The sequence below is a fragment of the Paenibacillus litoralis genome (assembly GCF_046244365.1).
GTDB lineage: Bacteria > Bacillota > Bacilli > Paenibacillales > NBRC-103111 > Paenibacillus_V.
The window spans coordinates 4,114,882-4,138,310 of the sequence record NZ_CP176395.1 but is presented as its reverse complement, the minus strand read 5'-3'; the positions used below and the strand labels follow the sequence as shown (position 1 = coordinate 4,138,310).

28 protein-coding genes and 1 pseudogene are annotated in these 23,429 nt (G+C 54.8%); 7 read left to right on the top strand and 22 right to left on the bottom strand.

All coding sequences use genetic code 11. The features are described 5' to 3' along the window. Positions 1 to 78: 78 nt before the first annotated feature. Both ACKGJP_RS17160 and ACKGJP_RS17155 read left to right on the top strand, forming a co-directional pair. Entirely contained in the window at positions 79 to 2,001 is a 1,923-nt protein-coding gene (locus ACKGJP_RS17160) for a glycosyl hydrolase family 18 protein (RefSeq protein ID WP_409346835.1), read from the top strand. Positions 2,002 to 2,147: 146 nt separating this feature from the next. Next, positions 2,148 to 2,594, top strand: coding sequence for a GNAT family N-acetyltransferase (locus ACKGJP_RS17155; protein WP_409346834.1), 447 nt, complete (start codon positions 2,148 to 2,150; stop codon positions 2,592 to 2,594). A 115-nt stretch (positions 2,595 to 2,709) separates the two neighbouring features. Here the strand turns inward: ACKGJP_RS17155 and rbsD are convergent, their stop codons facing one another. The 5 genes from rbsD to ACKGJP_RS17130 form a co-directional block, all read right to left on the bottom strand. Further along, positions 2,710 to 3,096, bottom strand: coding sequence for a D-ribose pyranase (rbsD, locus tag ACKGJP_RS17150; protein ID WP_409346833.1), 387 nt, complete (start codon positions 3,094 to 3,096; stop codon positions 2,710 to 2,712). After that, the gene (locus ACKGJP_RS17145) at positions 3,093 to 3,302 is read right to left on the bottom strand and encodes a hypothetical protein (protein WP_409346832.1); all 210 of its coding nucleotides are present in this window, start codon (positions 3,300 to 3,302) and stop codon (positions 3,093 to 3,095) included. The genes rbsD and ACKGJP_RS17145 overlap by 4 nt, the downstream gene beginning before the upstream one ends. Before the next feature lie 37 nt (positions 3,303 to 3,339). Further along, positions 3,340 to 4,134, bottom strand: a complete 795-nt coding sequence (locus ACKGJP_RS17140) for an SDR family NAD(P)-dependent oxidoreductase (RefSeq protein WP_409346831.1) — start codon at positions 4,132 to 4,134, stop codon at positions 3,340 to 3,342. 144 nt (positions 4,135 to 4,278) lie between these two features. Beyond that, the gene (locus ACKGJP_RS17135; protein WP_409346830.1) at positions 4,279 to 5,439 is read right to left on the bottom strand and encodes a UxaA family hydrolase; all 1,161 of its coding nucleotides are present in this window, start codon (positions 5,437 to 5,439) and stop codon (positions 4,279 to 4,281) included. Positions 5,440 to 5,508: 69 nt separating this feature from the next. Then, positions 5,509 to 5,823: a UxaA family hydrolase gene (locus tag ACKGJP_RS17130; protein ID WP_409346829.1), complete on the bottom strand. Its 315-nt coding sequence runs from the start codon at positions 5,821 to 5,823 to the stop codon at positions 5,509 to 5,511. Between the two features lie 189 nt (positions 5,824 to 6,012). Between ACKGJP_RS17130 and ACKGJP_RS17125 the strand changes: the two genes are divergently transcribed. Together ACKGJP_RS17125 and ACKGJP_RS17120 are read left to right on the top strand one after the other, a co-directional pair. Beyond that, positions 6,013 to 7,032 carry a LacI family DNA-binding transcriptional regulator gene (locus ACKGJP_RS17125; RefSeq protein ID WP_409346828.1) on the top strand — a complete coding sequence of 340 codons (1,020 nt, stop codon included), beginning with the start codon at positions 6,013 to 6,015 and terminating at the stop codon, positions 7,030 to 7,032. Positions 7,033 to 7,078: 46 nt separating this feature from the next. Further along, complete coding sequence (locus ACKGJP_RS17120; RefSeq protein ID WP_409346827.1) at positions 7,079 to 7,591, top strand: GNAT family N-acetyltransferase; 513 nt, start codon at positions 7,079 to 7,081, stop codon at positions 7,589 to 7,591. A 73-nt stretch (positions 7,592 to 7,664) separates the two neighbouring features. Here the strand turns inward: ACKGJP_RS17120 and ACKGJP_RS17115 are convergent, their stop codons facing one another. From ACKGJP_RS17115 to ACKGJP_RS17080, 8 genes are all read right to left on the bottom strand, one after another. Next, positions 7,665 to 8,744 (bottom strand): ABC transporter substrate-binding protein, encoded by a 1,080-nt coding sequence (locus ACKGJP_RS17115; RefSeq protein ID WP_409346826.1) that lies wholly within the window; start codon positions 8,742 to 8,744, stop codon positions 7,665 to 7,667. A 46-nt stretch (positions 8,745 to 8,790) separates the two neighbouring features. Next, positions 8,791 to 9,123 (bottom strand): 4Fe-4S binding protein, encoded by a 333-nt coding sequence (locus tag ACKGJP_RS17110; RefSeq protein WP_409346825.1) that lies wholly within the window; start codon positions 9,121 to 9,123, stop codon positions 8,791 to 8,793. Beyond that, positions 9,120 to 10,721, bottom strand: a complete 1,602-nt coding sequence (locus tag ACKGJP_RS17105) for an FAD-dependent oxidoreductase (RefSeq protein ID WP_409346824.1) — start codon at positions 10,719 to 10,721, stop codon at positions 9,120 to 9,122. The genes ACKGJP_RS17110 and ACKGJP_RS17105 overlap by 4 nt, the downstream gene beginning before the upstream one ends. Positions 10,722 to 10,753: 32 nt before the next feature. Continuing rightward, complete coding sequence (locus ACKGJP_RS17100; RefSeq protein ID WP_409346823.1) at positions 10,754 to 11,599, bottom strand: ABC transporter permease; 846 nt, start codon at positions 11,597 to 11,599, stop codon at positions 10,754 to 10,756. A 31-nt stretch (positions 11,600 to 11,630) separates the two neighbouring features. Then, positions 11,631 to 12,482 carry an ABC transporter permease gene (locus ACKGJP_RS17095; protein ID WP_409346822.1) on the bottom strand — a complete coding sequence of 284 codons (852 nt, stop codon included), beginning with the start codon at positions 12,480 to 12,482 and terminating at the stop codon, positions 11,631 to 11,633. Positions 12,483 to 12,503: 21 nt separating this feature from the next. After that, positions 12,504 to 13,280 carry an ABC transporter ATP-binding protein gene (locus ACKGJP_RS17090; protein ID WP_409346821.1) on the bottom strand — a complete coding sequence of 259 codons (777 nt, stop codon included), beginning with the start codon at positions 13,278 to 13,280 and terminating at the stop codon, positions 12,504 to 12,506. 61 nt (positions 13,281 to 13,341) lie between these two features. Further along, entirely contained in the window at positions 13,342 to 13,965 is a 624-nt protein-coding gene (locus tag ACKGJP_RS17085) for a nitroreductase family protein (protein WP_409346820.1), read from the bottom strand. Between the two features lie 163 nt (positions 13,966 to 14,128). Next, positions 14,129 to 14,332, bottom strand: coding sequence for a YezD family protein (locus tag ACKGJP_RS17080; protein WP_409346819.1), 204 nt, complete (start codon positions 14,330 to 14,332; stop codon positions 14,129 to 14,131). 331 nt (positions 14,333 to 14,663) lie between these two features. Here ACKGJP_RS17080 and ACKGJP_RS17075 point away from each other — a divergent pair, with 331 nt between their 5' ends. The 3 genes from ACKGJP_RS17075 (at position 14,664) to ACKGJP_RS17065 (ending at position 18,129) form a co-directional block, all read left to right on the top strand. Next, on the top strand, positions 14,664 to 16,277 hold the full coding sequence (locus ACKGJP_RS17075) for a multicopper oxidase family protein (RefSeq protein WP_409346818.1): 1,614 nt from the start codon (positions 14,664 to 14,666) through the stop codon (positions 16,275 to 16,277). A gap of 92 nt (positions 16,278 to 16,369) precedes the next feature. Then, on the top strand, positions 16,370 to 17,062 hold the full coding sequence (locus ACKGJP_RS17070) for a response regulator (RefSeq protein WP_409346817.1): 693 nt from the start codon (positions 16,370 to 16,372) through the stop codon (positions 17,060 to 17,062). Next, positions 17,059 to 18,129 (top strand): sensor histidine kinase, encoded by a 1,071-nt coding sequence (locus tag ACKGJP_RS17065; protein ID WP_409346816.1) that lies wholly within the window; start codon positions 17,059 to 17,061, stop codon positions 18,127 to 18,129. Before ACKGJP_RS17070 ends, ACKGJP_RS17065 begins: the two co-directional genes overlap by 4 nt. Before the next feature lie 114 nt (positions 18,130 to 18,243). Here ACKGJP_RS17065 and ACKGJP_RS17060 read toward each other — a convergent pair whose 3' ends face one another. The 9 genes and pseudogenes from ACKGJP_RS17060 to ACKGJP_RS17020 all read right to left on the bottom strand — a co-directional run. Continuing rightward, a complete protein-coding gene (locus ACKGJP_RS17060; protein ID WP_409346815.1) occupies positions 18,244 to 20,133 on the bottom strand; it encodes a thioredoxin domain-containing protein in 1,890 nt (629 codons plus the stop codon). Between the two features lie 46 nt (positions 20,134 to 20,179). Further along, complete coding sequence (locus ACKGJP_RS17055) at positions 20,180 to 20,356, bottom strand: DUF255 domain-containing protein (protein WP_409346814.1); 177 nt, start codon at positions 20,354 to 20,356, stop codon at positions 20,180 to 20,182. Positions 20,357 to 20,416: 60 nt separating this feature from the next. Continuing rightward, positions 20,417 to 20,623: a hypothetical protein gene (locus ACKGJP_RS17050; protein ID WP_409346813.1), complete on the bottom strand. Its 207-nt coding sequence runs from the start codon at positions 20,621 to 20,623 to the stop codon at positions 20,417 to 20,419. Continuing rightward, the gene (locus tag ACKGJP_RS17045; protein WP_409346812.1) at positions 20,616 to 21,077 is read right to left on the bottom strand and encodes a transcriptional regulator; all 462 of its coding nucleotides are present in this window, start codon (positions 21,075 to 21,077) and stop codon (positions 20,616 to 20,618) included. The genes ACKGJP_RS17050 and ACKGJP_RS17045 overlap by 8 nt, the downstream gene beginning before the upstream one ends. A gap of 26 nt (positions 21,078 to 21,103) precedes the next feature. Beyond that, on the bottom strand, positions 21,104 to 21,631 hold the full coding sequence (locus ACKGJP_RS17040; RefSeq protein WP_409346811.1) for a hypothetical protein: 528 nt from the start codon (positions 21,629 to 21,631) through the stop codon (positions 21,104 to 21,106). A gap of 75 nt (positions 21,632 to 21,706) precedes the next feature. Then, entirely contained in the window at positions 21,707 to 21,880 is a 174-nt protein-coding gene (locus tag ACKGJP_RS17035) for a hypothetical protein (protein ID WP_409346810.1), read from the bottom strand. Beyond that, positions 21,877 to 22,266, bottom strand: a complete 390-nt coding sequence (locus tag ACKGJP_RS17030) for a hypothetical protein (protein ID WP_409346809.1) — start codon at positions 22,264 to 22,266, stop codon at positions 21,877 to 21,879. Before ACKGJP_RS17030 ends, ACKGJP_RS17035 begins: the two co-directional genes overlap by 4 nt. Before the next feature lie 219 nt (positions 22,267 to 22,485). After that, positions 22,486 to 22,632 (bottom strand): hypothetical protein, encoded by a 147-nt coding sequence (locus ACKGJP_RS17025; protein WP_409347363.1) that lies wholly within the window; start codon positions 22,630 to 22,632, stop codon positions 22,486 to 22,488. A 211-nt stretch (positions 22,633 to 22,843) separates the two neighbouring features. Then, positions 22,844 to 23,389, bottom strand: a pseudogene (locus tag ACKGJP_RS17020) (DNA cytosine methyltransferase); the annotation flags it as partial. Positions 23,390 to 23,429: the final 40 nt, after the last annotated feature.

The window sequence follows — 23,429 nt, the reverse complement described above, 5'->3', positions numbered from 1 at the left end:
ATTCGGCGTTTAATAGATGGGGACTTGATTCATAGAGATGCAGAGTCCTCTTATATCCCCTAACGAAGGAAGGTGCGTATGAACAAAACAGTGAAATCCTCCCTCATGCTGTTGATCGCAATCTGTATGGCGTTCGGCATGCTGCCGGGAGCGGCGTTCGCCGCAAGCGACAAAACGACGAAATACCGGGTGTACCAAAACCATTCGCTGCTTATGGAATTCGCGGATTACGCCAAAGCGCAGGCCTATGCCAAAGGCTATACCCGAAGCCATGTAGAAGAAATCAGCACGCGCAAATGGCTGTGGCACAATATGCCGCGATACGCCGTTTACCAGTATGATGCCGTCGTGCCGAACGGTGAATTCGAACGGCTGGAGGATGCCGTCAAGGAAGCGAAAAACTGGTCTAACGCCTCCGTTAGAGATATTCAGTCGCCCGGTTGGGCATGGAATAATTATCCCCGTTACCGCTTATATCAAGGCGATATTACGCTCGACTCCTGGAATTTCCTGACGCTGGACGCTGCGAAAGCGGAAGCGAAAAACTGGGGTAACGCCCATATTATCGAGTTGAGCTCCAACCGGTGGATTTGGGATAACCTGACTACCGCTGCGAAGCAAGAGCTGCGCGGCGGCAAGCCGGTTTACCGCGTTTATCAAGGAAGCTATACGCAGGATGCTTGGGCGTTCGCTTATTTGGAAGATGCGGTAGAGGAAGCGCTGCGATGGGCCAACTCGAAGGTCGTCAATACCGAGCAGGCGAACAAAACCGTTTTTTCCAATGAAAAATCGTATGCGGTTTATCAAAACCTTACATACTTGAGTTCATTCATAAGCATCGACGAAGCAGCCGACTATGCCAGAGCTTACGCGCATACGACGATCCGGCTCGGCAGCCGCGTCATCTGGACGAATAATCCCGGCTATACCGTTTACCAGAACGATAACCCGATCGGCGAGTTCAACAAGCTGACGGATGCGCTTGATTACGCCGTCCAGTATAGCCATTCATCGATCCGCTTCTACGACGGCAGCGTGATTTGGGACAATTTCCGCAAACTGTTGTTTTGGGGCTGGAACGGAGTCTCGGCGCTGCAAACGATCAAGACGCAAACGGCAAGCACGCTCGGGCTGGACGTCGATTCTCCGTCTTGGTTCGAGGTTGCCGATGCAAAGGGCGGCTTGAAGGATTCCTCCTCCAAGGAAGCTGCAGACTGGTTGAAAAAACAAGGATACGCCGTTCACCCGCTAGTGAAGAATCCGTTTAACGACAAAGAGTTGACAAGAGAGTTCCTTAACAATCCGGACGCTCAGCAAACGTTTATTCAAACGCTTGTTAAACGGTTGGTCGAGCTTCAGGTAAGCGGAATAAACGTCGACTTCGAGGCGTTGAACGGCAAAGACCGGGCTGCTTTCACCTCTTTTATGCAGAAGCTGACGGATGCCGCCCATGCGAACGGATTGATCGTCTCGGTCGATCTGCCGCGCGGCGATGTAAGATGGAACGCCCAAACCGCTTTCGATCATGAAAAGCTGGCGGCAATGGTCGATTACATCATGACTATGACGTATGACCAGTACTGGTCCGAAAGCACCGCCCCGGGCTCCGTCGCAGGCATGCAATGGGTAGAGCAAGGCGTCCAGGAATTCCTGGCCTACGGCATTCCAAGAGACAAGCTGATAATGGGGATCCCGTTCTACGTACGGATATGGACGCTCGATGACAAGGGCGCCGTAACGGCCAATAGAGCCGTATACATGAAGGACATTCCGGCGCTTATCGCCGGCAAAGAAACCACAACGAAATGGGACGAATCGTTTAAGCAGTATCGTGTCGAGTTTATGCAAGACGGCAAGCTCCAGCAGTTTTGGCTGGAAGATGAAGAAACCGTGCAGGCGCGTCTCGCCATCGCCAAGAAGTACGATCTCGCAGGCGTCGCCGCATGGCGTCTAGGCCAAGAACAGGCGGACGTCTGGAAAGCGATGCTGCAGGTCAAATAATGACCGTAATCCTTGCAATACGGAAAACAGGCTCTTTTGCGAGCCTGTTTTTTATCATTTTAGTTGTATAAATATACATTATACTGTATTATTATGATTACCAAATGAATAATAATGAGTAAAACCATACATGCGAGGTGCTGAACATGAAAATGAAGTATACGCATGCGCTTCCGGAGAAGGAAGCGTTCTTTGCGCTCTACGAAACGACAGGCTGGACGTCTCCTATCGGGCTAGGCGCGGATAAATTATACGAAGGCATTACGGACGGCAGCTGGCTCACCGTATCCGTCTATGACGGCAGCCGCCTGGTCGGATTCGGCCGCATTCTTTCGGACGGCGCCGTACAGGCGTTCATCTGCGATGTCATCGTCCATCCGGATATGCAGCGCAAAGGAATCGGCAGCACCCTCATGTGCATGCTTCTTCAGGCTGTAGCAGCCAGCGGCATTCCTACCGTTACCCTATGCTGTGCAGACGGCAAAAGCGAATTTTATAAGCGTTTCGGTTTCGTCGAGCGGCCCGACAACGCGCCCGGCATGTACTGGAAGTATAAAGACGTGAGACTTCCGGCCATGGCCGTCGGCTCATAAATAACTACGACGCGGTGACCGGCCGCCAGCGAAAACAAAAAACCTCCTATCCCGCTTTATGAAAGCGGATCGGAGGTTTTTAAGTTGATGAAGGTTACATCCTCTTATTCGGCATTCAGCCGGATACGATCATAATGTTGGCATATGGGACGGCGTCGCCGGTGCGGATTACGGCACGCGACTCCGGACATATTTCCTTAAATCGCGCGTGGCTGACCACGGTAAAAGATAAATTCGGAAACTCCGCAGCAAGCTGCTCGAATCGTTCCGGGCTTGCCGTCTTCATCTCCTCCGTTACGATCACCGTATCGATAATAAATTCCCCGTCTATCGCCCTCAGCACATCGAGCACGGTCGGAATGCCTTCGACAAGCGCGAGATCGAGCCGTTCGCATGTTTGGGGCACCGGAAAGCCCTTATCGCAAATTGTAAGGATGTCGGTATGACCCGTCTCCGTCAGAATACGGTTCAGCGCCGGATGCAAAATGCCGCTTCTTCTCATTCGGCACTCTCCCCTTTCCGTTCGAGCACGTTCGCCCGCTGGGCAAGCGTAATTTCTTCGCGGATGGACGGGCGCGGCCGTTTGAAATAGAACGTTTCGACGCCCTCCACTACCGCTGCCGACACGAGCTCCCAACCGTCCGCACCGCGTTCGGCCAGCCGTTCGCGGCCGGAATCGATTGCATAATCCCATTTCGTTGCTGCCATGTCGCCGCCCTCCAGGTTATCGATAACTTCTACATGTTTAACGATCCATATGGTCGTCCGGCTGGGCCGCCTTGACCGTCAAGCCGCCGTCGACCATCAGTAGATGTCCGTTTACTTGCATCGCTTCGTCGGAAGCCAGGAACACGACGGCGTCGCCGATCTGTCTTTCGGTGCCGAGACGCTTCATCGGATTGGCTTCAATCTCTTTCGCAAGTATAGCCGGATCCGCCAAATAGTCCGTGCACATATCGGTGGCTACCGTGCTTGGCCCTACCGCGTTTACGTTGATGTTGAATTTGCCGAGCTCGATCGCCATGCCTTTGGTCAGCATATGCGCTGCCGCTTTGGACGATTGATAGTGCGGTATGACCGGGCTTGTCACAACGAGGCTCGCCGTCGACAGCACGTTGACGATTTTGCCGTAGCGGCGTTCGATCATGCCTTCGGCAGCGAGCTGCGAGCACAGGAAGATCGATTTGACGTTCGTGTTGTACGTGCGGTCCCACGTTTCTTCCTTCACGTGCATGAACGATTCGAATGGCGCGATCCCTGCGTTGTTGACCAAAATGTCGACCGGTCCAAGCTCCTTCTCGACTTGGCTGAACATCGCTTGCACCTGCGATTTTTGACCTACGTCCGCTTGCACGACGATAGCTTTGCTGCCGAGCGCCTCAACCTTCTGCTTTACAGCCTCCGCTTTCGCACGGGACGAATCAGACGTAAAGTTGATCGCGACATGCGCGCCTTCCTCCGCCAGACGAATGACGACCGCTTCCCCGATTCCGCGGCTTCCGCCCGTAACTAATGCAACCCGATTTAATAAGCGTTTCATTGTGGATCGCTCCCTTGAAAAGTATGTTGAACGGCTCTGAAAATCCTGCTCAAATCCCATGCATGCATAGCGAAGCCGGCGAAACCGCCGCTTCCTGCCAGAAGCCCCGCCGGCTGATAGTCGAATCGTCTTGCAAGTTGTCGCTTACAGACTCGGTCCGATCCGGTTAATGCTGAATTCGGAGTGGCCCAAAATTTCCGCTTTGGTCAGCTTGCCGCTTGCCACCTCTTGAATTTCGTCCCAGATCAGCTTGCCTGCCGCATCCAAATCCATCGTTCCCGCCAGCATCGGGCTGACGTTCACATCCATATTGTCGGCCATGCGCTCGTACATGCGTCCGTTTGCCGTAATCTTGATAACCGGAACGACGGCCGAGCCTGTCGGCGTCCCGCGTCCCGTCGTAAAGCATACGACGTGAACGCCGCTTGCAGCCATGCCCGATACGCACTCGATGTCATTGCCGGGCGAGTCCATAAAATAAAGCCCCTTGCCTTCAATCGCTTCCGCATACTCGACTACGCCTTCAATCGGCGCGGTTCCGCACTTGCTTATGCAGCCGAGCGATTTCTCTTCGATCGTCGACAAGCCGCCGGCGATGTTGCCCGGGCTCGGATTGCCGCCGCGCATATCTTCGCCCATGCGCTCGACTTCCTTCTCGAAGCGGTCGACGATGTGGTAGAGCTTCTCCGCCGTCTCCGGTGTCCGGCAGCGTACGGCCAAAATATGCTCGGCGCCGATAATTTCCGTCGTTTCGCTAATGACGATGCTGCCGCCTTCGCGAATCAACGCGTCCGCCGCTACGCCAAGCGCAGGGTTAGACGCTAATCCGGAGGTCGCGTCCGAACCGCCGCACTTCACGCCGACCATCAGCTCGCTAAGCGGGATCTCCACGCGTTCCGTTTGATCAAGCTCGGCACGCAGTCTTTTGGCGATTTCCGTTCCGGTTTGAATCGCTTTGATCGAGCCGCCGACTTCTTGAATGTCGATGACTTCGACCGGCTTGCCCGTCACGCGAATCGCGTCGGCCAGCTCGTAAGGATTGATAACCTCGCAGCCGAGGCTGATGACGATTACTGCTCCGACGTTCGGGTTTTTACCGGTTCCGGCCAGCGTATCGAACGTCCGCTGCTTGTCGGCTCCGATTTGGCTGCAGCCGTGCTGATGCGGAATCGCGACGGTGTCCGGAACGACTTGACTGATCCGGCTGCATACCTGGTTCGAGCAAATGACCGTCGGAATGATGAGAAGATGATTGCGTACGCCGATTTGTCCGTTAGGGCGCTTGTAGCCCAAAAGAGTACCCATGGGAAACCTCCTGTTAGTAACCGTGTTCATTTTGCCAAACCTTGACCTGCGAATGAACCTCGATGCCGTTTATTTCTTCGCTTGGTCTCCGCGTCCGCGAATCCCTTCGATATTGTGTACATGCACATGTTTCCCTGCCGGGATAGCCGTCGTTGCGCGGCCGATCACTTCTCCGTACTTACGCACATGTTCGCCCTCCAGAATGTCTGCAATCGCCACTTTGTGGCCGAATGGAACCGCATCCTGCAGCACAAGCTCGCGCGCTTCTTCCTTTACCCGATATTTGATCGTTTGGCCCGTTTGCAGATCGGCCAAAGCGGTTGCCACATGATCGTTCGCATCCATGACGATCGCATCGGCGCCTGCTTGAATTGCCTCCGCCATACGTATTCCGCCTCCTTCGAATACTCAAAATGTTACCGATAACATCAAGATAACAACTTCTCCTCTTGCTGTCAACGATTTGTTTCTGTACAATGGTTCTCAACGGCTGCGGCTGATTGAAAACCGCAGAAAACACGGCGCCGAAGTAGAGTCGCTTCTTTCTATTATATGCAGGCAAGGACGAGATGCATGGTTACCATTTACGATATTGCAAAGCTGGCGAACGTATCCGCGATGACCGTATCCAGGGTTATCAATAACACGGGGAAAATCAGCGACAAAACGCGCGCCAAAGTCAAAAAAGTGATGGAGGAGCTGCACTACGTTCCCAACTCGATGGCCCGCGGCCTCGTGCTCCAGGAAACGAAAATGCTCTCGCTGCTCATCACGGATATTACGAATCCGTTCTACACGACGCTCGCGCGGGGAGCCGAAGACGCCGCCATGAAACGCGGCTATAAACTTCTGTTCAGCAACAGCGACGAGGATATCGCCAAGGAAAGCGAATACGTCGACATGGTGCTTTCGACTCGCGTCGACGGGGTCTTATTCGCACCGGCAGGTGACGCCTCCCTCGTTCATCTCGAGAAATTGCGCAAGCACGGAGTTCCTTTCGTGCTTATCGACCGCGAGGTGCCGGGCATGGAGTCGGACACGGTGCTGGGCGACAGCAAGGAAGGCGCCAAACGGCTGATCGAGCATCTGATCGGACTGGGCCACCGCCGAATTGCGCTGCTGAACGGTTCGCTCGACGTATCTACGGCGAGGCATCGCTTCACCGGCTACAAGGAAGCGCTCAAGCTGAGCGACCTCCCCTATGACCCCGCACTGGTCGTCGAATCGGGATACAGCCGTTCCGCGCCGAGCCGAACGGTCGACGCGATCGAACGTCTGCTTCAGCTGTCCAAACGTCCCACGGCGATATTTGCCGCCAATAACTTTCTCGCTATCGAAGCGATCCGAGCGCTGCGCGAACGCGGCATTCGCGTGCCGGACGATATCTCCGTCGTATGCTTCGACGATCTGGAGCTCGCTTCCGTCATCGATCCGTTTCTCACCGTCGCCGCTCAGCCGGCCTATCAATTCGGCACGATCGGCGTGCAGCTGCTGCTGGACCGCATTAACGAAACGGATACGGCGGAGTGGCATAAGATCATCCTGCCATCGGAATTGATCGTACGGAAATCAGCAGTCCCCTACTCGGTTTGAGCTGCTTGAGAAGGACATAATTGACTATAGACAAGGAAGTGCAGCCATGAGCGACATGAGGACGATTCGCGACGCAACTTCGGATGATTTGCCCGCCATCGTAGCGATATACAATTCCACGGTTGCGGGCCGTATGGTGACCGCCGACACCGAGGAGGTTTCCGTCGAAAGCAGGAAGTGCTGGTTTGACGAGCACTCCCCGTCCTTCCGTCCGCTATGGGTTATGGAATCGGATGGACGAATGCTCGGCTGGCTGAGCTTCCAATCGTTTTATGGCAGGCCCGCCTATAACGGAACCGCCGAAGTCAGCATCTATTTGCATGTCGACTCGCGGGGCAAGGGTCTCGGACCTTATCTGCTCCAGCAAGCGCTCGACGCTTGTCCGCGCCTCGGCATCAAGACGGTACTCGGATTTATTTTCGGCCATAACGAACCAAGCCTTGCCCTATTCGGACGATTCGGTTTTGAGCGGTGGGCTCACCTTCCGGGAGTCGCCGAGCTTGACGGCGTCGAACGCGACCTGATTATCGTCGGGAAGCGGATTGCGGCGACGGAATAGGACCATTTCCTTACGCACAAACGCCAAAAACCGGCTAGACGCCTATCGCGCCTGCCGGTTTTTTTGCCGCCGTTTATTTTAAGATCCACTGCTTCAGGTCAAAATCTTTTTCGGCCAGCTTCTCGTCGACCAAAAACTTTTTCGTTCCTTCCAGCAGCTTGATGCCTTCGTCCGTAAACGGAACATCCTTAATGCCGTTAATCGATGTCGATTTTTTGACCAATTCGACCGTCGTACCTTGCACCTCTGCCAAAAATGCATAATACTCCTCAGGCTTCGACTTCAAATCGTTGAGCGCCTTCAACCGGGCTTCGTTCCAAACCTTCGGAAAATCCGGGAATTTCTTTAGATAAGCTTCCGTTACGACAGTCGCGCTCGTTCCGATCAGATCCGGATGCTTCGTCGCGTCATCCAGGAGCGGATACCCTTGTTCGACCTGCTTGAGCGCGTAAACGCCCGTACTGGTCATCGCGTCGATCTCGCCTCGCGCAAGCGCCGCTTCTCCGTCGACACGGAGCAGATGGACGACTTTAACGTCCGTAATGTTCTTCTCCTTCAGCAGCCCGGCCAAGTAGCGGTGATGAAACGAGCCTTTTTGCGTGGCGATCGTCTTCCCTTTCAAATCCTCCAGCTTAGTGGGACCATTCTTCTTGCCGATCAAATACCCGATGCTTTCAATTGCGCCCTGGGTGATCAATCTTGTATTCGCTCCTGTGGAACGAGCCAATATAGCCGGCGTATCTCCCAGGCTGCCGATGTCCAGTCTACCGCTGATCAGAGACTCGCTTTGGTCCGGACCGTTCGGGAAAGCCGTCAGCTTGATTTCCGATATGCCGTGCTTTTTCAGCTCCTCCTGAATAATGCCTTTATACAATCCCCAGCCTTCCGCGCTGCCGGGCAAATTCAGTTTATTCGTTCCGATAAAGCCGTAGTTCAGCACGGCCGGAACGTTCGCCGGCTCCGCACTCCCGCCACCCGCAGCCGTCGTTTTGCCTTCGGCTTTGCCGCAAGCTTGCGCGATCAGCGCCATGGCGACGAGACCGATCAGCAGCAGAACGCCGATGCTTCGTCTGCTTGTTTTTCCTATTGCCTTCCTCGTCTCCACCCTGCCCCCAGCCGTCGTATGCAATCCCGTTTCTCTGTCTCTCTTCATCGAACGATCTCCTCTCATGGTTCCAAGCCTAAAGCCGCTTATCGGATTACGGGATCGCCCGCACCGCCAGCTTGTATAAATTCGGATGGGCTGCAACCGGCTTTCTCCCTTTTCCCCAGCCCACCTTTTCCCGGTAGCCGCCAAGTATGCCTTGCGCTTCTAATACTCCTTCGTCCGCTTGCTTGCGAAGCTCCGGATCGGGAGCCACATACAAGGCGTCTACGGGGCAATACAGCTCGCACATGAAGCACGTTTGGCAGTCCTGCTGGCGGGCGATAACCGGAATGCCGTTCTCCACCCGGTCAAATACGTTGGTCGGGCATACCGAAACGCACTGGTTGCACTGGATACATTTCGTTTCGCTAACGATCTCGATCAATGTACCTTCGCCTCCTTATCTACAGGCTCCGGCTTCACCCATACGGTATCCAGGCCGCCGCTTACGAGGCGGTAGCGCTGCGCGGCGTCAAGCTGCGGGAAGTCTTCCCGCTTATGCATGCCTCGCGTTTCCGTCCGCACTTTGGCGGAGCGGTACATCCAGCGTGCCGTAGCGGTCATCGCCGCGGCCTCCCGCGCCTTGAACGAATCCGGCCGAAGCTGCACGGGCTCCTCGCGGATTTCGTTCCACAGACGGTCGAGCCGGTCGAGCGAACCGTCAAGCGATTTTTCCGTCCGGAACAAATTGCGGTCGTATGGCGTCACTTCGTCTTGAACGGCTCGAACGAATGCGTCCGTTCTGTCCGGCTTCGCAGTCGATTTGGCCGTCAGCGTCGAGGTCGACAAGCCGCGCAAGCTCCGCTTGACGGCTTTCGCGCCCAAGCCGCGTGCATGTGCCGCCGCCCCTTCGCCGGCAAACGAGCCGGACGACATGGCCCACGCCGCATTATGGCTGCCGCCGCCTGTAAAGCCTCCGCATATGAGTTCGCGCGTCGCCGCGTCGCCTGCCGCATACAACCCGGGCACCTTCGTCGCGCAAGTCTCGTCCGTAATATGGATGCCGCCCGTGCCGCGTACCGTCCCTTCAAGCCGCAGCGTTACCGGGAACAGATCGGTGAACGGGTCGATGCCGACGCGGTCGAACGGAAGGAAGAAATTTGTTTGACCGGTGCGCAGCAAGGGCCGAATGTCCTCCGGCGCTTGATCCAGCCGTGCATAAACCTGCCGGTTTTGCAGCAAATTTCTTGCAATGACCGAGCGGCCTCGCGTCGAGCCCGCCCCTTCGACGACCGTCCCGTCCTCGTAATAGAACGATGCGTACCGGTAGTAGGCCGTTTTCGTAACCGTCGAGAACGTAGGGGCGATCGCGTAGGCGTTCGAAAACTCCATGCCCGATAAATTCGCTCCGGCTTCCGCCGCCATTAAATATCCGTCGCCCGTAAGCACATTACAGCCTAGCGCCTTGCTTAGGAAAGCGCAGCCGCCCGTGGCAATGACAACCGCCCCCGCGCGAACGCTCCACGTTTCGCCGGATTGCGTCCGAACCCCGGAAGCGCCTCCGACGCCGTGCTCATCCGCCAGCAGCTCAAGCGCCGGGCTGTGGTCCAAAATGCGAACGCCCGCCTTCTTGACCAACTTCCTCATGAGGCGCATATATTCCGGTCCTTGCAGCCCGCGGCGGTAAGGATTTCCTTGATCGTCCTGCGGGAACGGATAGCCCCACGCCCCCAGCTTGTTCATGTTGTCGTAGGTGCGGTCCAGCACCCGGTTCATCCACCCCGAATCCGCCAGCTGTCCGCCGAGGCCGTATCGGCTCAGCTTCGCTTCCTCGCGCAGCTTCGGATCGGGCTCCACATACCAGACGCCCGTGCCGGACGGCGCCGTTGCGCCGCTCGTCCCGCAGTAGCCCTTATCCGCGAGAATGACGCTCGCTCCCGATGAAGCTGCCGTCAATGCAGCCCAAGTTCCCGCCGGACCGCCTCCGATTACGAGCACATCCGCTTCCAGCTCCAAATCGCTGATCCGTCCATGTTCACTCATGTTTCGCTCCCCCTTCATGTTTCGCTTACTACTTACCCTTCATAGCCGTCGCGCCACGACAGCCAGCGTGTCTCGAGCAGCCGCACGACCGAATCGACCAGCTTGCCGACGACCGCAAAAATAATGATGCCGACGAAAATCAATTCCGTGTTCGAATCTTGCTTCCCGATATTGATCAAAAAGCCGATGCCCGATTTCGAGCCGATCAGTTCGGCTACGACGAGCCCGAGCCATGATACCGCCAATGAAATCCGGAGTCCGAGCAATATGTTCGGAAGCGCCGCAGGTAAAATCAAACGAACGATTTGCTTGTACCGATTGAAGGAAAGAACGGAAGACACTTCGAACAGTTTGTTGTCGACGCTTCGAATGCCGAGAAACGTGTTCACATATAACGGAAAGAACGCGCCGTTTGCAATGATGGCGATCTTCGAAGTCTCTCCGAAGCCGAACCATAGAATGATCAGCGGAGCAATCGCCAAATGCGGCACCATTCTCAGCATTTGCACGGACGGATCGAGAAGCTGCTCCGTATTCCGCGACAGCCCTGCCGCAATCCCGAATGCTAGGCCGAGACTTCCGCCGATGGCGAAGCCGGACGCCGCTCTCCCTAGACTGATGCCGAGATGCTCGGCCAGCTCGCCCGATCCGAGCAAGCCTTTGAATTCCGCTGCGATCATGAACGGCGTCGGCAAAAACACGGTGGAAATGAACCCGAGATCACCGCCCAGCTGCCAGAGCACGAGCACCAGTACCGGCAAAACCGCTCCGACCAGAAAACGGTTCGCCCACTCCTTCCCTTTTGCGCCGAACCAAGTCCAACCCGATTTCCGTGCGCTTCGGACCGGAGCCGCAAGGATTTCTACCCGGTTGTTCATCCTAACTCCCCCCTTTTGTTAACATGTGGCGTTACTTCCCTTGGAAGCTATCCCTCCAATGCAGCCACCTTCGTTCGAGCAAACGCACCGCCGAATCCGCCAGCTTGCCGACAAGAGCAAAAATGATAATGCAAACGAAAACGACCGGCGTTTTGGAAAACTGCCGTGCATCCGACATCAGATAGCCGATTCCGGACGTCGAGCCCATTAGTTCCGCAACGACCAAACCGAGCCACGAGATGCCGAGGGAAAGCCGGACGCCGAGCAAAATATTAGGCAGCGCCGCCGGTATGATCAACCGGACGATCTGCTTATACCGGCTGAAGCCGAGCACCTTGGCGACCTCGAACAGCTTGTTGTCCGCATTGCGTATCCCGAGAAAAGCGTTAAAATAGAGCGGAAAAAACGCACCTTTGGCGATCAGTAACACCTTCGACGTCTCGCCAAGCCCGAACCATAGGATGAATAGCGGGGCTACGGCCAGATGCGGCACCATGCGAATCATTTGCACGGACGGGTCCAGCGCCTTTTCGGTGCTGCGGAACAACCCGACGGCAATACCTAGGGCAAGGCCCAAGCTTGCGCCCAGAGCGAAACCGGAAATCGCGCGAACGACGCTAATCTGAAGATTTTCCCACAGGACGCCGGATACGACGAGCGTATAGCCGGCATTCGCAATCTTAAGCGGCGTCGGAAAAAGCAGCTTCGAGATGTAGCCCAGCTCGCCGAACACCTGCCAGAAAATCAACAGCGATACGGGAAGCAGCGCACCCTTGGCGAATGTGCGAAGCTTGCCGCGTCCAAGTACGGCTGCCGTTCCTTGCGATTGCGGCGTACCGACCGCCGCTCCGTTTGCCGCAGCTAGCTCCGCTTGATTGCTCATATGCCATCCCCTCCCTGTTCGTCATATGCCGGAGCTGTCGATCAGCTCCAGCTCTTCGATTTTCTCGAATTCGTTCAGCACCGCGTAACGCAGCTGTTGAAACGAGGTGCTCGCTTTTTTGCGCGGGAACGGCAAATCGACGGGCACGATCGCCCGGATCGCTCCGGGACGCGGCTTCAGAATGACGATGCGGTTTGCCAAAAAGACCGCTTCATCGATATCGTGCGTCACGAATATCATCGTCGTCCGGTTTTGCTGCCAAATGTCGAGCAGCACTTCCTGCATGTGCGCTCGCGTAAAGGCGTCCAGCGCCCCGAACGGCTCGTCGAGCAGCAGCACCTTCGGGTTCCGCAGCAGCGCTCTGGCGATGGCCACCCGCTGCGCCATCCCGCCGGAAAGCTCCCGGGGAAACGCTTTTTCGAAGCCCTTCAATCGCACCAGCTCGATTAGATCATCGACCTTTCGGCGGATTTGCGGATTGCGCAGCGACAGATCGGCGGCTATATTTTTTTCCACCGTCAGCCATGGAAACAATCGCGGCTCCTGGAACACGAACCCTTTATCGATTCCCGGTCCGGTCACTTGCTTCCCGCTTAGCTTCACGTCGCCTTCGTACCGGTTGTCGAGTCCGGCGACGATTTTCAGCAGCGTGCTTTTGCCGCAGCCGCTCGGCCCGATGACGGTGATAAATTCGCCTTCTTTGATCGTGAGGTCGATCTTATGGAGCGCATGAACGGCGCCCTTGTTCGTTTGAAACGTCTTATTCAGCTTGCCGATCTCCAGCAGCGGAGTACTCATGAGCGCCCCTCCCTTTCTCCCGTTTCATAAACCCCTTCCGTCTCCTCTACGGAGCATTCGATTATTCGGCTGCCTCCCACTGTCCTTCTATTATACTTTCGCTTAGCGGTCTGCGGCCGTTCGGAATTTCCTTCTCGCGAAACTGTTCATGCAGCGCCGCCGCTTCTCCCTGGTAACCAAGCGCCACGATGGCATGAAGCTCGTACTCGTCCGGCACATTCAGCGCAATGCGTGCCTGATCCTTGTCAAAGCCGCCGACAGGTCGCGTCGCCAAACCGAGCAATCTGGCCTGAAGCGCTATCGAGCCCCATGCCGCGCCCGTGTCGAATGCGTGAGCGCCGTTCGGATCGCCGTTCGCATTCGTACGCTGCGATGCCAGCAAAATCAGCACCGGAGCTTGCTCGATCCAGAGGCGATTGTTCGGCCGAATAAATGCATAGAATGCCTTTAGCTGTTCCTCCGTCTTGGCGATAACAAAGCGCCACGGCTGCAAATTACTGGAGGACGGCGCCCATCGCCCCGCTTCAAGGACGGTGAACAAGGCTTCGTCGGACACCTCACGGTTCGAATAGGCGCGCGGCGACCAACGGTTCAGAAACAACGGCGTTACCGGATAATCCGCCTTCCGATGCGTTTCGACCTCTTCAAATAACTGCTCTGCCGGATTCAAGGTTTGATTGCTCATAGTCATGTTCCTCCTGAAATGGTTATGGTTATTGGCTTGCATGAACCGTGCGATTCCCCATCGCAAGAAACGCAAAAAGAGGCTGCAAGTTCGACACATGCGCCTCCAGTTGTCTGGTCGTCAGTATGTGGTTGTTATCTGTTGTAAGATGGCCTCACATTTGTTAAATGCTAATGCGGCGTTTGGCGACGGGCTGTTCGGAACGCTCGCGCGCTGGCTCGTTATCGTACCTGCGCCGCTCCGTTCTTTCGATTTGGACAATTCTGCCGTCGTGAACGACGATCTGAACCAAGCCGTACTCCAATCCGTTCAAGCTTTTCACAATGCGTTCATTCCACAATTCATCAATATAAAGCGGTTTTGTCATTGCGGCTCCCTCCCAGGAATCATTTCCCTACTCGTGTCGAGATCGACATTTCCTTCAAGCCTTCCTTGTACTGCGAAGTTCCATCCTTACATTTCCGATTAACTTACTATGTTTTATTTGTATGAAGTATAGATTCCTTCTGGCACTTGTGTCAACAGGCGCGGCACATTTCTCCAAATCGAAAAGATGTAAGGCCCATCATGCTTCGCGACTTCGTTTAATCGGTTGTCCGGCCCCTCCTTTTCACGCAAAATGAACGGAAGTTTCCTCACAGGTTCTACACATTGCCGGTTTATGATCGATGCATGTAGACGAAAGGATGCGAAAGACCATGAAGCTCAGACGGAAACTTAAAAGCGCGGCTGCTGCAGCCGCTATGGCCGCCCTGCTGGCGGGCTGCTTCAATTCGAACGATTCGATGAGCGGGATGGACCATTCCTCGATGAACATGGGGACCCCTTCGCCGAACGGCGAACAAGCGGACACTACCCGCACGGACCGAACCCCCGTATGGGAAGGCCGGACCTTCTCGTTGACGGCCAAGACGAGCAATCAAGAAATCGCTCCCGGCCATACGCTCCCGGTATGGACGTTCAACAACTCCGTACCCGGCCCGGAGCTTCGGGTCAAGCAAGGCGAGAACGTGCAGATCGTCTTGAAGAACGAGCTGAAGGAACCCGCAACGATCCACTGGCACGGCGTTCCCGTCCCTAATGCGATGGACGGCATTCCGGGCGTGACGCAAAATGCGGTACAGCCGGGCGAAACGTTTACCTACGCGTTTAAAGCCGAGGTTCCCGGCACGTACTGGTACCACTCCCATCAAGACAGCGTCAACCAGGTCGATCGCGGGATGTATGGGGCTTTTATCGTCGAGCCCAAAAACGGCGCTAAACCGGATCGCGACTACACGCTAATGCTGGACGAATGGAGGAGCGCAGATACGACGATGTCCGGCGGAGGCGCAGGCGCAGGCATGTCCGGGATGAACGGCATGGATCATAGCAAAATGAACATGGGCGGCGCGAAATCTTCGGCGGGGGAATCGGAGAATGCGGCCGCAGAAGCCGGTCACGACATGAGCATGTACGATCTATACACGATAAACGGCAAATCAGGACCGTCGATCAGTGAGTTACCCGTCAAAAAAGGGGAAACCGTGCGGCTGCGGCTTATCAATGCGGGCTATTTGACCCACCGCATCCATCTGCACGGCCATGACTATCGCATAACAGCCGCCGACGGACAGTCGCTGAACAACCCGGGCCTTCTGCGTGACAGCGTAGTCGAGATCGCCCCCGGCGAGCGATACGATATCGAGTTCGTCGCCGACAATCCCGGACGATGGCTGATCGAGGATCACAGCGGCAATCCGGCGGCCAAAGGGATGAAAGCCGTCATCGCTTACGAGGGCGGGAACCCGGGGAATGACCGGCCGGATGAAGCGAAAGTTTTGCCTTCCGTCGATATGTCAAGCTATGGCGAGGCGGGAAGCATGAGCTTTACGCTAGGGCAGTCTTATAACTTGAGTTATACGATGAATCTGAATACGGCAACCCGCGACGGAGACACCGTCTATACGATCAACGGCAAGGCGTTCCCGGAAACGGAACCGATGAAGGTGAAGAAAGGCGAAACCGTGAAGGTCCGGCTTGTCAATCAGTCCAAAACGGACGATCATCCGATGCACCTGCACGGCCATTTTTTTCAAGTGCTGAGCAGGAACGGCAAGCCGCTCGAAGGCTCGCCGCTAATCAAGGATACGCTGAATCTGAAGCCCGGCGAAGAATACGTGGTGGCCTTTCAAGCGGATAACGAGGGCAACTGGATGTTCCATTGCCACGATCTGCATCATGCGTCGGCCGGTATGGTGACGGAACTGCAATATGCGGGCTTTAAGCCGGGCTTCGTTCCGGACCCGAATGCGGGCAATATGCCGGAGTAGCGGGACGGTATGTCGTCGACGGAATGCTCCGAGCGCCGGCCAGGTGTCTCCGAACCGGTAATATAGTATGATGGGCTATGGGTGATTGCACGATGCAAACGATACTGATGGTCGATGACGAAGAGAAAATACGCGATGTCGTCGTTTCTTATTTACGCAAGGATGGATTTCTCGCGATAGAAGCTTCCAGTGGAACAAGCGCGCTTCAAACCATACGATCGGCATCCGTCGATCTGGTCATCCTCGACCTCATGCTCCCGGATATGTCCGGCGAACAGGTATGTCAAGCGATCCGCCGCCAGTCCTCCGTCCCTATTCTCATGCTTACCGCCAAAACGGAGGAAACTAGCCGCATTCACGGCTTGACGATCGGCGCCGACGACTATGTGCTCAAGCCATTCGACTCGCGCGAGCTGGTGGCCCGGGTGCGCGCCATTTTGCGCAGAAGCGGCGATCACGCCCTTCTGGCCGAACGGATTACGTTCGAGGAAGGCGAGCTGTGCCTGGATGCGCGACATGCCGAGGTGTACCGCAATGGCGACGCGGTATCCTTGACCCCTAGTGAATACAAGCTGCTGCTTGTGCTCGCCAGGCATCCGCTGCGCCATTTTTCCCGGGACGAATTGGTCGAAAAGGTACTAGGCTTCGATTTTGAGGGTGATGCCCGCGCAATCGATCAGCACATCAAAAATATTCGACAAAAAATCGAACCCGACCCCAAACGGCCGAAATACATTCAAACGGTATACGGCAAAGGCTATCGTTTTACGGGAGGCGCGCGATGAAGCGGGGGCTGCGGTTCCGGCTCTCGCTCGTCATGATCGGCGTCGTCTGCGGCACGCTGCTCATTGCGGGAATAAGCGCCATGGTGGAAATTCATTACCATTTCCGGATGTATCAGGAGCAGGAGACAGCCGGCGATCGGCCTACAGGCTTGAACGAGCATCTTGAGCAGGCTCTGCTGCAGTCGATAGGCTGGACTATGCTTGGCGCGGTCGTTTTGGCCGTTGCGATCAGTCTCTACTTCGCCAAACGCCTCACTTCTCCGCTATCGGAAATGAAGCATACGGCGGAACGAATGACGCAGGGCAAGCTGGACGTACGTACTGGCGTCGCGGGGAACGACGAGCTGGCCGAGCTCGGCAAGGCGCTTAATCATTTGGCCTCGCAGCTGGAGGAGCAAGAACAGCTGCGCGTCGCGATGACCCAGGACATCGCCCATGAATTACGCACGCCCCTTGCCATTCTCAAGAGCCATCTGCAAGCGCTCATGGAGCAGGTATGGGAGCCGACGCCCGAACGGATTCGCTCCTGCTTCGAGGAAACCGCGCGGTTAACGGCCCTAGTTGCCGATTTAGAGCAGCTTACGCTCATGGATTCTCCCCACTTCCGCTTGAAGCGCGAGCCTGCTTCGCTCGTGTCGCTGCTCAGGCAAAGCTACGAGCTGATGAATGCGGCTTTCCGGCAAAAAGAAGTAAAGCTCGTTGTCCAAACCGAAGGCTCGGATCCGATTCTGCTCGTTGATCGGGACCGGTTCATTCAAATTTTGGTCAACCTGCTCAGCAACGCCCTCCGCTTTACGCCGGCAAGCGGGCTCGTCGAAGTGTCGTTTGCCGAACAAAACGGAATGGTCCTGCTATCGGTACGCGATACAGGGCCCGGCATTCCGGAGGGTGAACTGCCGTATGTTTTCGAGCGGTTTTACCGCACGGAGAAATCGCGAAGCCGCAAATCCGGCGGCAGCGGAATCGGTCTTGCGATCGTCAAAAAGCTCGTGGACGCCCACGACGGCAACATATCCATCGAAAGCGGGCCAGGCACGACGGTAACGATACGGATGCCAGAAGCCTAAGCAACATGAACGCCGTTCAATGACGCAAAACCCGCAGGCGATAAATCTCCTGCGGGTTTTTGTAGATGTACCTTAGGTTATTGAGATTATCATGGAATTGTCTCTGCTCGAAGCTTATCCCAGCAGTTCCTCAAGCTCTTTCACATCGTCGGTCGGCGAATGGCAGGCGAAGTTCTCGCAAACGTATGCCGTCGTTCTTCCGCCGATCGCTTGCTTGTCGCGAACAAGCGGAACGAGCTCGCGGATGCGGTCGCCCTGTTCGCCTTTTGGCGCCAGCACCGTAAGCGTATGCGGCCGGAAGCCGTTCTGCGCCGCGGCGAGCATCCGTTTCGTCTCTTCCTTGTCCGGATCGCCGGCTATGACAATTTCGCCGGACGGACTATAGGCCCAATCCAGCGCGATCAGGAACATCGAATGCCCGGCCGGATATCGCTCGATCGCCCCCGCGAATGCCTCCAGCTGCCGCTCCGCGATTTGCGAGAGCTTGGCATCGTATGCCAGCTTCGACAACCGCTGCAAATTGTAGGCGGCAACTCCATTTCCGGAAGGCTGCGCGCCGTCGTAGATTTCCTTATTTCGCGAGAAAAGCTCCTCGCCGTCATGTCCGTAGAAGAACAGACCGCCATTCTCTTCGTCCCAGAACAGCTCGAGCATTTGCCCGTTCAACTCCATCGCTTGCTCCAGAAATTCCGTTTGGAACGAAGCCTGATACAGCTCAAGCAATCCCCACACCATAAATGCGTAATCGTCCACGTAACCGGGATACGCGGCTTCCCCGTCACGGTACCGCGCCAGCAGCCGGCCGTCGGCACGCCTCATCTCTTTCATGATGAAGCGAACGGCACTAATTGCCGCTTGCAAATACTCGTCCCGCTTCAGTACCGCATATCCTTTGGCCAGCGCCATAATCATGAGTCCGTTCCATGAAGTCAAGATCTTATCGTCTTTGCCCGGATGAATACGGCCCTCCCGATAGTCAAACAGTTTCCTTCTGGACGCTTCCAGCCTGCTTGCAAGTTCTTCCGGGGTTAGGCCCTTACGTTTGGCAGCGCTCTCGAGATCCGTTGCGATCAAGTTCGGGATGCTGCGCCCTTCGAAATTCCCTTGCCGGGTAATATCGTAGAGCTCGCCATACCATTCGCCGTCATCGTCGCCCAGCACGTCGAACACTTCCTTCTCGTCCCAGACGTAGAACTTCCCTTCGTGCCCTTCGGAATCGGCATCCTCCGCGCAGTAGAAGCCGCCGGCCGGGTCCGTCATATCGCGCAGCACATAAGTGAAAATTTGCTCGGCGACATCGGCATACCGCTTTTTGCCGGTTACCTGGTAGGCCTCGAGATACGTCCACGCGAGCAGTGCGTTATCGTATAGCATTTTCTCGAAATGCGGCACGAGCCACTTCTCGTCGACCGAATACCGGCAAAAACCAAAGCCGACATGATCGTACATCCCCCCGCGATACATCGCATCGAGCGTGTGCTCCGCCATGTTCAGCGCCTCTTCGTTGCCCGTACGCTTATACAGCCGCAGCAACAGCGAAATATTGTGGGAAGTCGGAAACTTCGGACCGCCGCCGAAGCCGCCGTATTCCTCGTCGTACCGTTCCCGGTATTGCTCGAATGCGGCCGTCAACACCTTCTCCGAAACGGTGCCTTGGAGGCTGGAAAGCATCCGCCGCTCGACTTCCTCAGCAATTTGCTCGCTCGTTTCGGTCAGCTTCCCATGATCTTCGGTCCATTTCTCCACGATCTGAGGCAGCAGCTCCATCATCCCGTAACGGTTGTACTTGCGGCGCTTCGGAAAATACATCCCGGCAAAAAACGGCTTTTGGTCCGGCGTCATGACGATCGTCAGAGGCCAGCCCCCTTGCCCGGTCATCGCCTGACAGACGGCCATATACAAATGATCGATGTCGGGCCTCTCCTCCCGATCGACCTTAATCGACACAAAATGCTCGTTCAAGACTGCAGCGACCTCTATGTCTTCGAACGATTCGCGTTCCATGACGTGACACCAATGGCAAGTCTACATAAGTACGCCCTTTCGTTTACTATGAATATCCAACTGATAAGAATACAGCCTTGCCTTCCCTGGCAGCCTTTTTAAAGGCTTCCTCTCCCCAAGGATACCAATCCACGGGATTATATGCATGCTGTAACAGATAAGGTGATTTTTCAGTGATCAACCGATTCGGTTTGCGGTTATGCTTTTCGGTAGTGTCGCGCATTATTACCACCCTTTCGAACTGTTTATATTTACCGTTTCAGTATAACAAAAAAAGAGGCGTCTATGCAGACGCGCTCCGTTTTTCAGCAACCAATTGCAAGCTATTCAATTCAGTCTTATGGTCATGATAACGTTGATTGAAACGACGCATCGCTTCTTCCGAAGGTTGCCCGTGGTATTCAACCTCGATCTTTATTTTACCTTGGCGAAAAACCGATCTCCTTACCCTTTCTTGCCTCTCATCGCTAATAATTTCGAGTTCAGACATCGATCGTTACCTCCATGTCTTCCAGCATAAGCAAGAGCTTGTCGAATGACTTCTTTCTAATTTTGGAATATGTTCTTTCGCATATCGCCGGATCCATCACATGCTTGAAGACAACATAATCAAGAACACGGCTGCGCTTCATATACCGTTCACATATTATCTTCTTTTCGTCCTCTTCGAGTTCACTTACAGCCGTTTCGATTTTCTCACAATATGTTTGCCGTTCAATTTGGTTATCGACGTTATATATTGCAATTTCTGCTGTCTGGTCGCTCGTCGCATTAGTTGCGCCGTGATATCTGGGAACGTACGCCGGTGTAATTGTTGCCTCTTTTGCCCTGAAGTTGACTGCGGCTTTATATGAACGATACTTTTCAAATATTGCATTAAATGCCGCTCGCGTTACCTTCCAATCATTCATTTCCTTTACCTGTTTTAAAGTATGTGATTCCATCCGATCACCCCTCGTATGGCTTGGAATTATTCATTTTTCGCCTTCCGTTTCTTTTTCTCAGGCGGGTTAGTAATTGAATGAATGACTTCGGTTTGCACCTTTATCAAACCAGTGGGCTGATGTATCGACTTAGCGATCTGTGCTAGGACAAAGGCATCCGTGATGTTATCGCTTTTATCTTCGAATTCCCATCGTTTAAATGCCGCGAGCGCAACTGCTGTTTTACTTGCGTTACCGCCTGCACCAGTGAACTTTTTAAGCGATGTCGGCGGAACCTCCAGGTAGTTGATACCTCGATCAATCATTTCAAAACGGATTCTCCAACCTATACCGTATAATAGGCTGACTGCTGCCCCTTTTGACTGAAGCGAGAAGCCTTCAACGGCTACAATGTCGTTCGGCTCTAGTTGCTCGATTACGCGATCTGCAATATCGAGAATACGAGTTTCGCCTATAGCATCTGAAGTGATTTCCATCCTATCCAATATCTCTCCGTGTTTGTCCAATATAACCAAACCAGCTTTGGTACTTGGATCAATTCCAACAAATCTCATATTACCCCTCCATAATCGTACGTACGTTCGCATTTAGGGCCGCGACGTCCCGCGCAGCAGCCCCTTCCTGCCCCTCTATCCCCAATTACGTCCCATTGCTTTATACTTGATGTTTGCTCGCTTAGCCGCGGCGCGCCGTTTCAATTCCTCGCCGGCGTATATCCTACATGCGATCGGGCATTCACGATCTTCATAGGCGATATTCATTAGTTGCTTTTCACTCGCCTGCTTCCAGTTGAATTCCTTCATCGGCCTCCATACCCCCAGCCGCCGATTATTTCAGCTTTTGTCTTTCTACTCGGGTCCACTAGGTTCATCATCCGATCTTGTTCAGCCTGCGGCAGCTCGCTTATGTGGTATGTCTTGACTTGTCCATGAAGTGATCTTTCGGCTATCGTCTTACAGATTGGCGGCGGCGCCTTCTTTGGTTGACCCGGCTTCCGTGGAGGCCATTTTTCGGGTTCCTTTTTTTGAGCACGAGCTACAATGTTCTTAATTTGATTTCGAGTTAATTTCATGAGCCTGGCGATTTCCGGCATTGTTGTACCCTTTAGGTAAAGCCGATGGATCATTTTTATGCCGTCATCGCTTAGTTTTAACATTGTGTTATGGTGACCTGTTCGTTGTCTGGTCAATATACTATCCCTCCTGTATGGGATGCCCTACCTCTGTATATAGGGATAGGTATTCCCTAGACTGGCGGCCTCCGCTGCGCTGAGCTTATTCGGTCGGTATCGATGGCCTGTCGGCCTATTGCATCATGTCGTCGATTTGTTTAATTGCTTCTATGACGGGATAGATTTGATGTGGATTCACTGCATTTCCGAGGCTCTTCAACCGACCAACCCGGTTCTTCACGCCAACTGCGACGCGTGCCGGTTCCCATTCATACTGTTCCGCTCCATACGGTGCTGGCCATCGATGTTCGTCCATCCTGCAGGAAAGCCCATAAGCGTTTCCACCCATTCGGGATTGATCTGACCCTGATGCCCCTGTCTCATTACAGCTCCCGGAATTGTGTCCCGATCGATCTGGGACGGCGGAAGCGTCGCATTCTTGCCGTCCTGAGCTGCTGGAGTTGGCCAGAGTTTCGAGTGATGGACGGCTCCCGGTAAAGCGTAGTTCCCTTTGCTGTCCCTTTGATTCGGACCTCCGTGCCCCCCATCCGATGCCCTCGGCGTCGGCCATAAACCCTTCTTCCAGTTGCTTATATCGGTTCGTAAAGAGCGGCTCTGCCCCCCGCCGTGACTGCCAACGCTGTCGGACGCATTCGGAGTAGCCCACAATGAATACTCTGTCTCGTCGGTTTGGGGAATTGACGGATGCAGCTGGAATAACGAACGTCTCCCAGGCGTAACCGATACTTTCCAAGTCAGTAAGCACAACGTCGAGCCCCAATGTGACGTGCCCAGCAACATTTTCACCAACAAACCACCTAGGCTGGATGGCTTGTATAAGGCGAAACACTTCTGGCCAGAGGTGACGGTCATCTTCCGTGCCTTTTCGGTTCCCGGCATTACTGAAAGGCTGGCAAGGGTATCCTCCGTGAATAATGTCAATTGTCCCGATTCCATCTTCTTCTAACCTCTCTTTCGTTAAGGTACATACATCGTCGTATATGGGTACGTTAGGCCAGTGTTTGCGAAGCACCTTTTGTGGAAACGGCTCGCGCTCGCAAAACGCCACCGTTTCGATGCCAGCCCATTCACAAGCCAAGTCGATCCCGCCGATCCCGCTGAACAGGCTTAATCCTTTCATTCCCTCTCACCTCAATCTATCGAATATATCCTGATATGCC

Excerpts from the sequence above, each read along its gene's own strand:
- ACKGJP_RS17160 (WP_409346835.1), top strand. The coding sequence starts at position 79 with ATGAACAAAACAGTGAAATCCTCCCTCATGCTGTTGATCGCAATCTGT.
- ACKGJP_RS17155 (WP_409346834.1), top strand. The coding sequence starts at position 2,148 with ATGAAAATGAAGTATACGCATGCGCTTCCGGAGAAGGAAGCGTTCTTT.
- rbsD (WP_409346833.1), bottom strand. The coding sequence starts at position 3,096 with ATGAGAAGAAGCGGCATTTTGCATCCGGCGCTGAACCGTATTCTGACG.
- ACKGJP_RS17145 (WP_409346832.1), bottom strand. The coding sequence starts at position 3,302 with ATGGCAGCAACGAAATGGGATTATGCAATCGATTCCGGCCGCGAACGG.
- ACKGJP_RS17140 (WP_409346831.1), bottom strand. The coding sequence starts at position 4,134 with ATGAAACGCTTATTAAATCGGGTTGCATTAGTTACGGGCGGAAGCCGC.
- ACKGJP_RS17135 (WP_409346830.1), bottom strand. The coding sequence starts at position 5,439 with ATGGGTACTCTTTTGGGCTACAAGCGCCCTAACGGACAAATCGGCGTA.
- ACKGJP_RS17130 (WP_409346829.1), bottom strand. The coding sequence starts at position 5,823 with ATGGCGGAGGCAATTCAAGCAGGCGCCGATGCGATCGTCATGGATGCG.
- ACKGJP_RS17125 (WP_409346828.1), top strand. The coding sequence starts at position 6,013 with ATGGTTACCATTTACGATATTGCAAAGCTGGCGAACGTATCCGCGATG.
- ACKGJP_RS17120 (WP_409346827.1), top strand. The coding sequence starts at position 7,079 with ATGAGCGACATGAGGACGATTCGCGACGCAACTTCGGATGATTTGCCC.
- ACKGJP_RS17115 (WP_409346826.1), bottom strand. The coding sequence starts at position 8,744 with ATGAAGAGAGACAGAGAAACGGGATTGCATACGACGGCTGGGGGCAGG.
- ACKGJP_RS17105 (WP_409346824.1), bottom strand. The coding sequence starts at position 10,721 with ATGAGTGAACATGGACGGATCAGCGATTTGGAGCTGGAAGCGGATGTG.
- ACKGJP_RS17100 (WP_409346823.1), bottom strand. The coding sequence starts at position 11,599 with ATGAACAACCGGGTAGAAATCCTTGCGGCTCCGGTCCGAAGCGCACGG.
- ACKGJP_RS17095 (WP_409346822.1), bottom strand. The coding sequence starts at position 12,482 with ATGAGCAATCAAGCGGAGCTAGCTGCGGCAAACGGAGCGGCGGTCGGT.
- ACKGJP_RS17090 (WP_409346821.1), bottom strand. The coding sequence starts at position 13,280 with ATGAGTACTCCGCTGCTGGAGATCGGCAAGCTGAATAAGACGTTTCAA.
- ACKGJP_RS17085 (WP_409346820.1), bottom strand. The coding sequence starts at position 13,965 with ATGAGCAATCAAACCTTGAATCCGGCAGAGCAGTTATTTGAAGAGGTC.
- ACKGJP_RS17080 (WP_409346819.1), bottom strand. The coding sequence starts at position 14,332 with ATGACAAAACCGCTTTATATTGATGAATTGTGGAATGAACGCATTGTG.
- ACKGJP_RS17075 (WP_409346818.1), top strand. The coding sequence starts at position 14,664 with ATGAAGCTCAGACGGAAACTTAAAAGCGCGGCTGCTGCAGCCGCTATG.
- ACKGJP_RS17070 (WP_409346817.1), top strand. The coding sequence starts at position 16,370 with ATGCAAACGATACTGATGGTCGATGACGAAGAGAAAATACGCGATGTC.
- ACKGJP_RS17065 (WP_409346816.1), top strand. The coding sequence starts at position 17,059 with ATGAAGCGGGGGCTGCGGTTCCGGCTCTCGCTCGTCATGATCGGCGTC.
- ACKGJP_RS17060 (WP_409346815.1), bottom strand. The coding sequence starts at position 20,133 with ATGGAACGCGAATCGTTCGAAGACATAGAGGTCGCTGCAGTCTTGAAC.
- ACKGJP_RS17055 (WP_409346814.1), bottom strand. The coding sequence starts at position 20,356 with ATGCGCGACACTACCGAAAAGCATAACCGCAAACCGAATCGGTTGATC.
- ACKGJP_RS17050 (WP_409346813.1), bottom strand. The coding sequence starts at position 20,623 with ATGTCTGAACTCGAAATTATTAGCGATGAGAGGCAAGAAAGGGTAAGG.
- ACKGJP_RS17045 (WP_409346812.1), bottom strand. The coding sequence starts at position 21,077 with ATGGAATCACATACTTTAAAACAGGTAAAGGAAATGAATGATTGGAAG.
- ACKGJP_RS17040 (WP_409346811.1), bottom strand. The coding sequence starts at position 21,631 with ATGAGATTTGTTGGAATTGATCCAAGTACCAAAGCTGGTTTGGTTATA.
- ACKGJP_RS17035 (WP_409346810.1), bottom strand. The coding sequence starts at position 21,880 with ATGAAGGAATTCAACTGGAAGCAGGCGAGTGAAAAGCAACTAATGAAT.
- ACKGJP_RS17025 (WP_409347363.1), bottom strand. The coding sequence starts at position 22,632 with ATGAGACAGGGGCATCAGGGTCAGATCAATCCCGAATGGGTGGAAACG.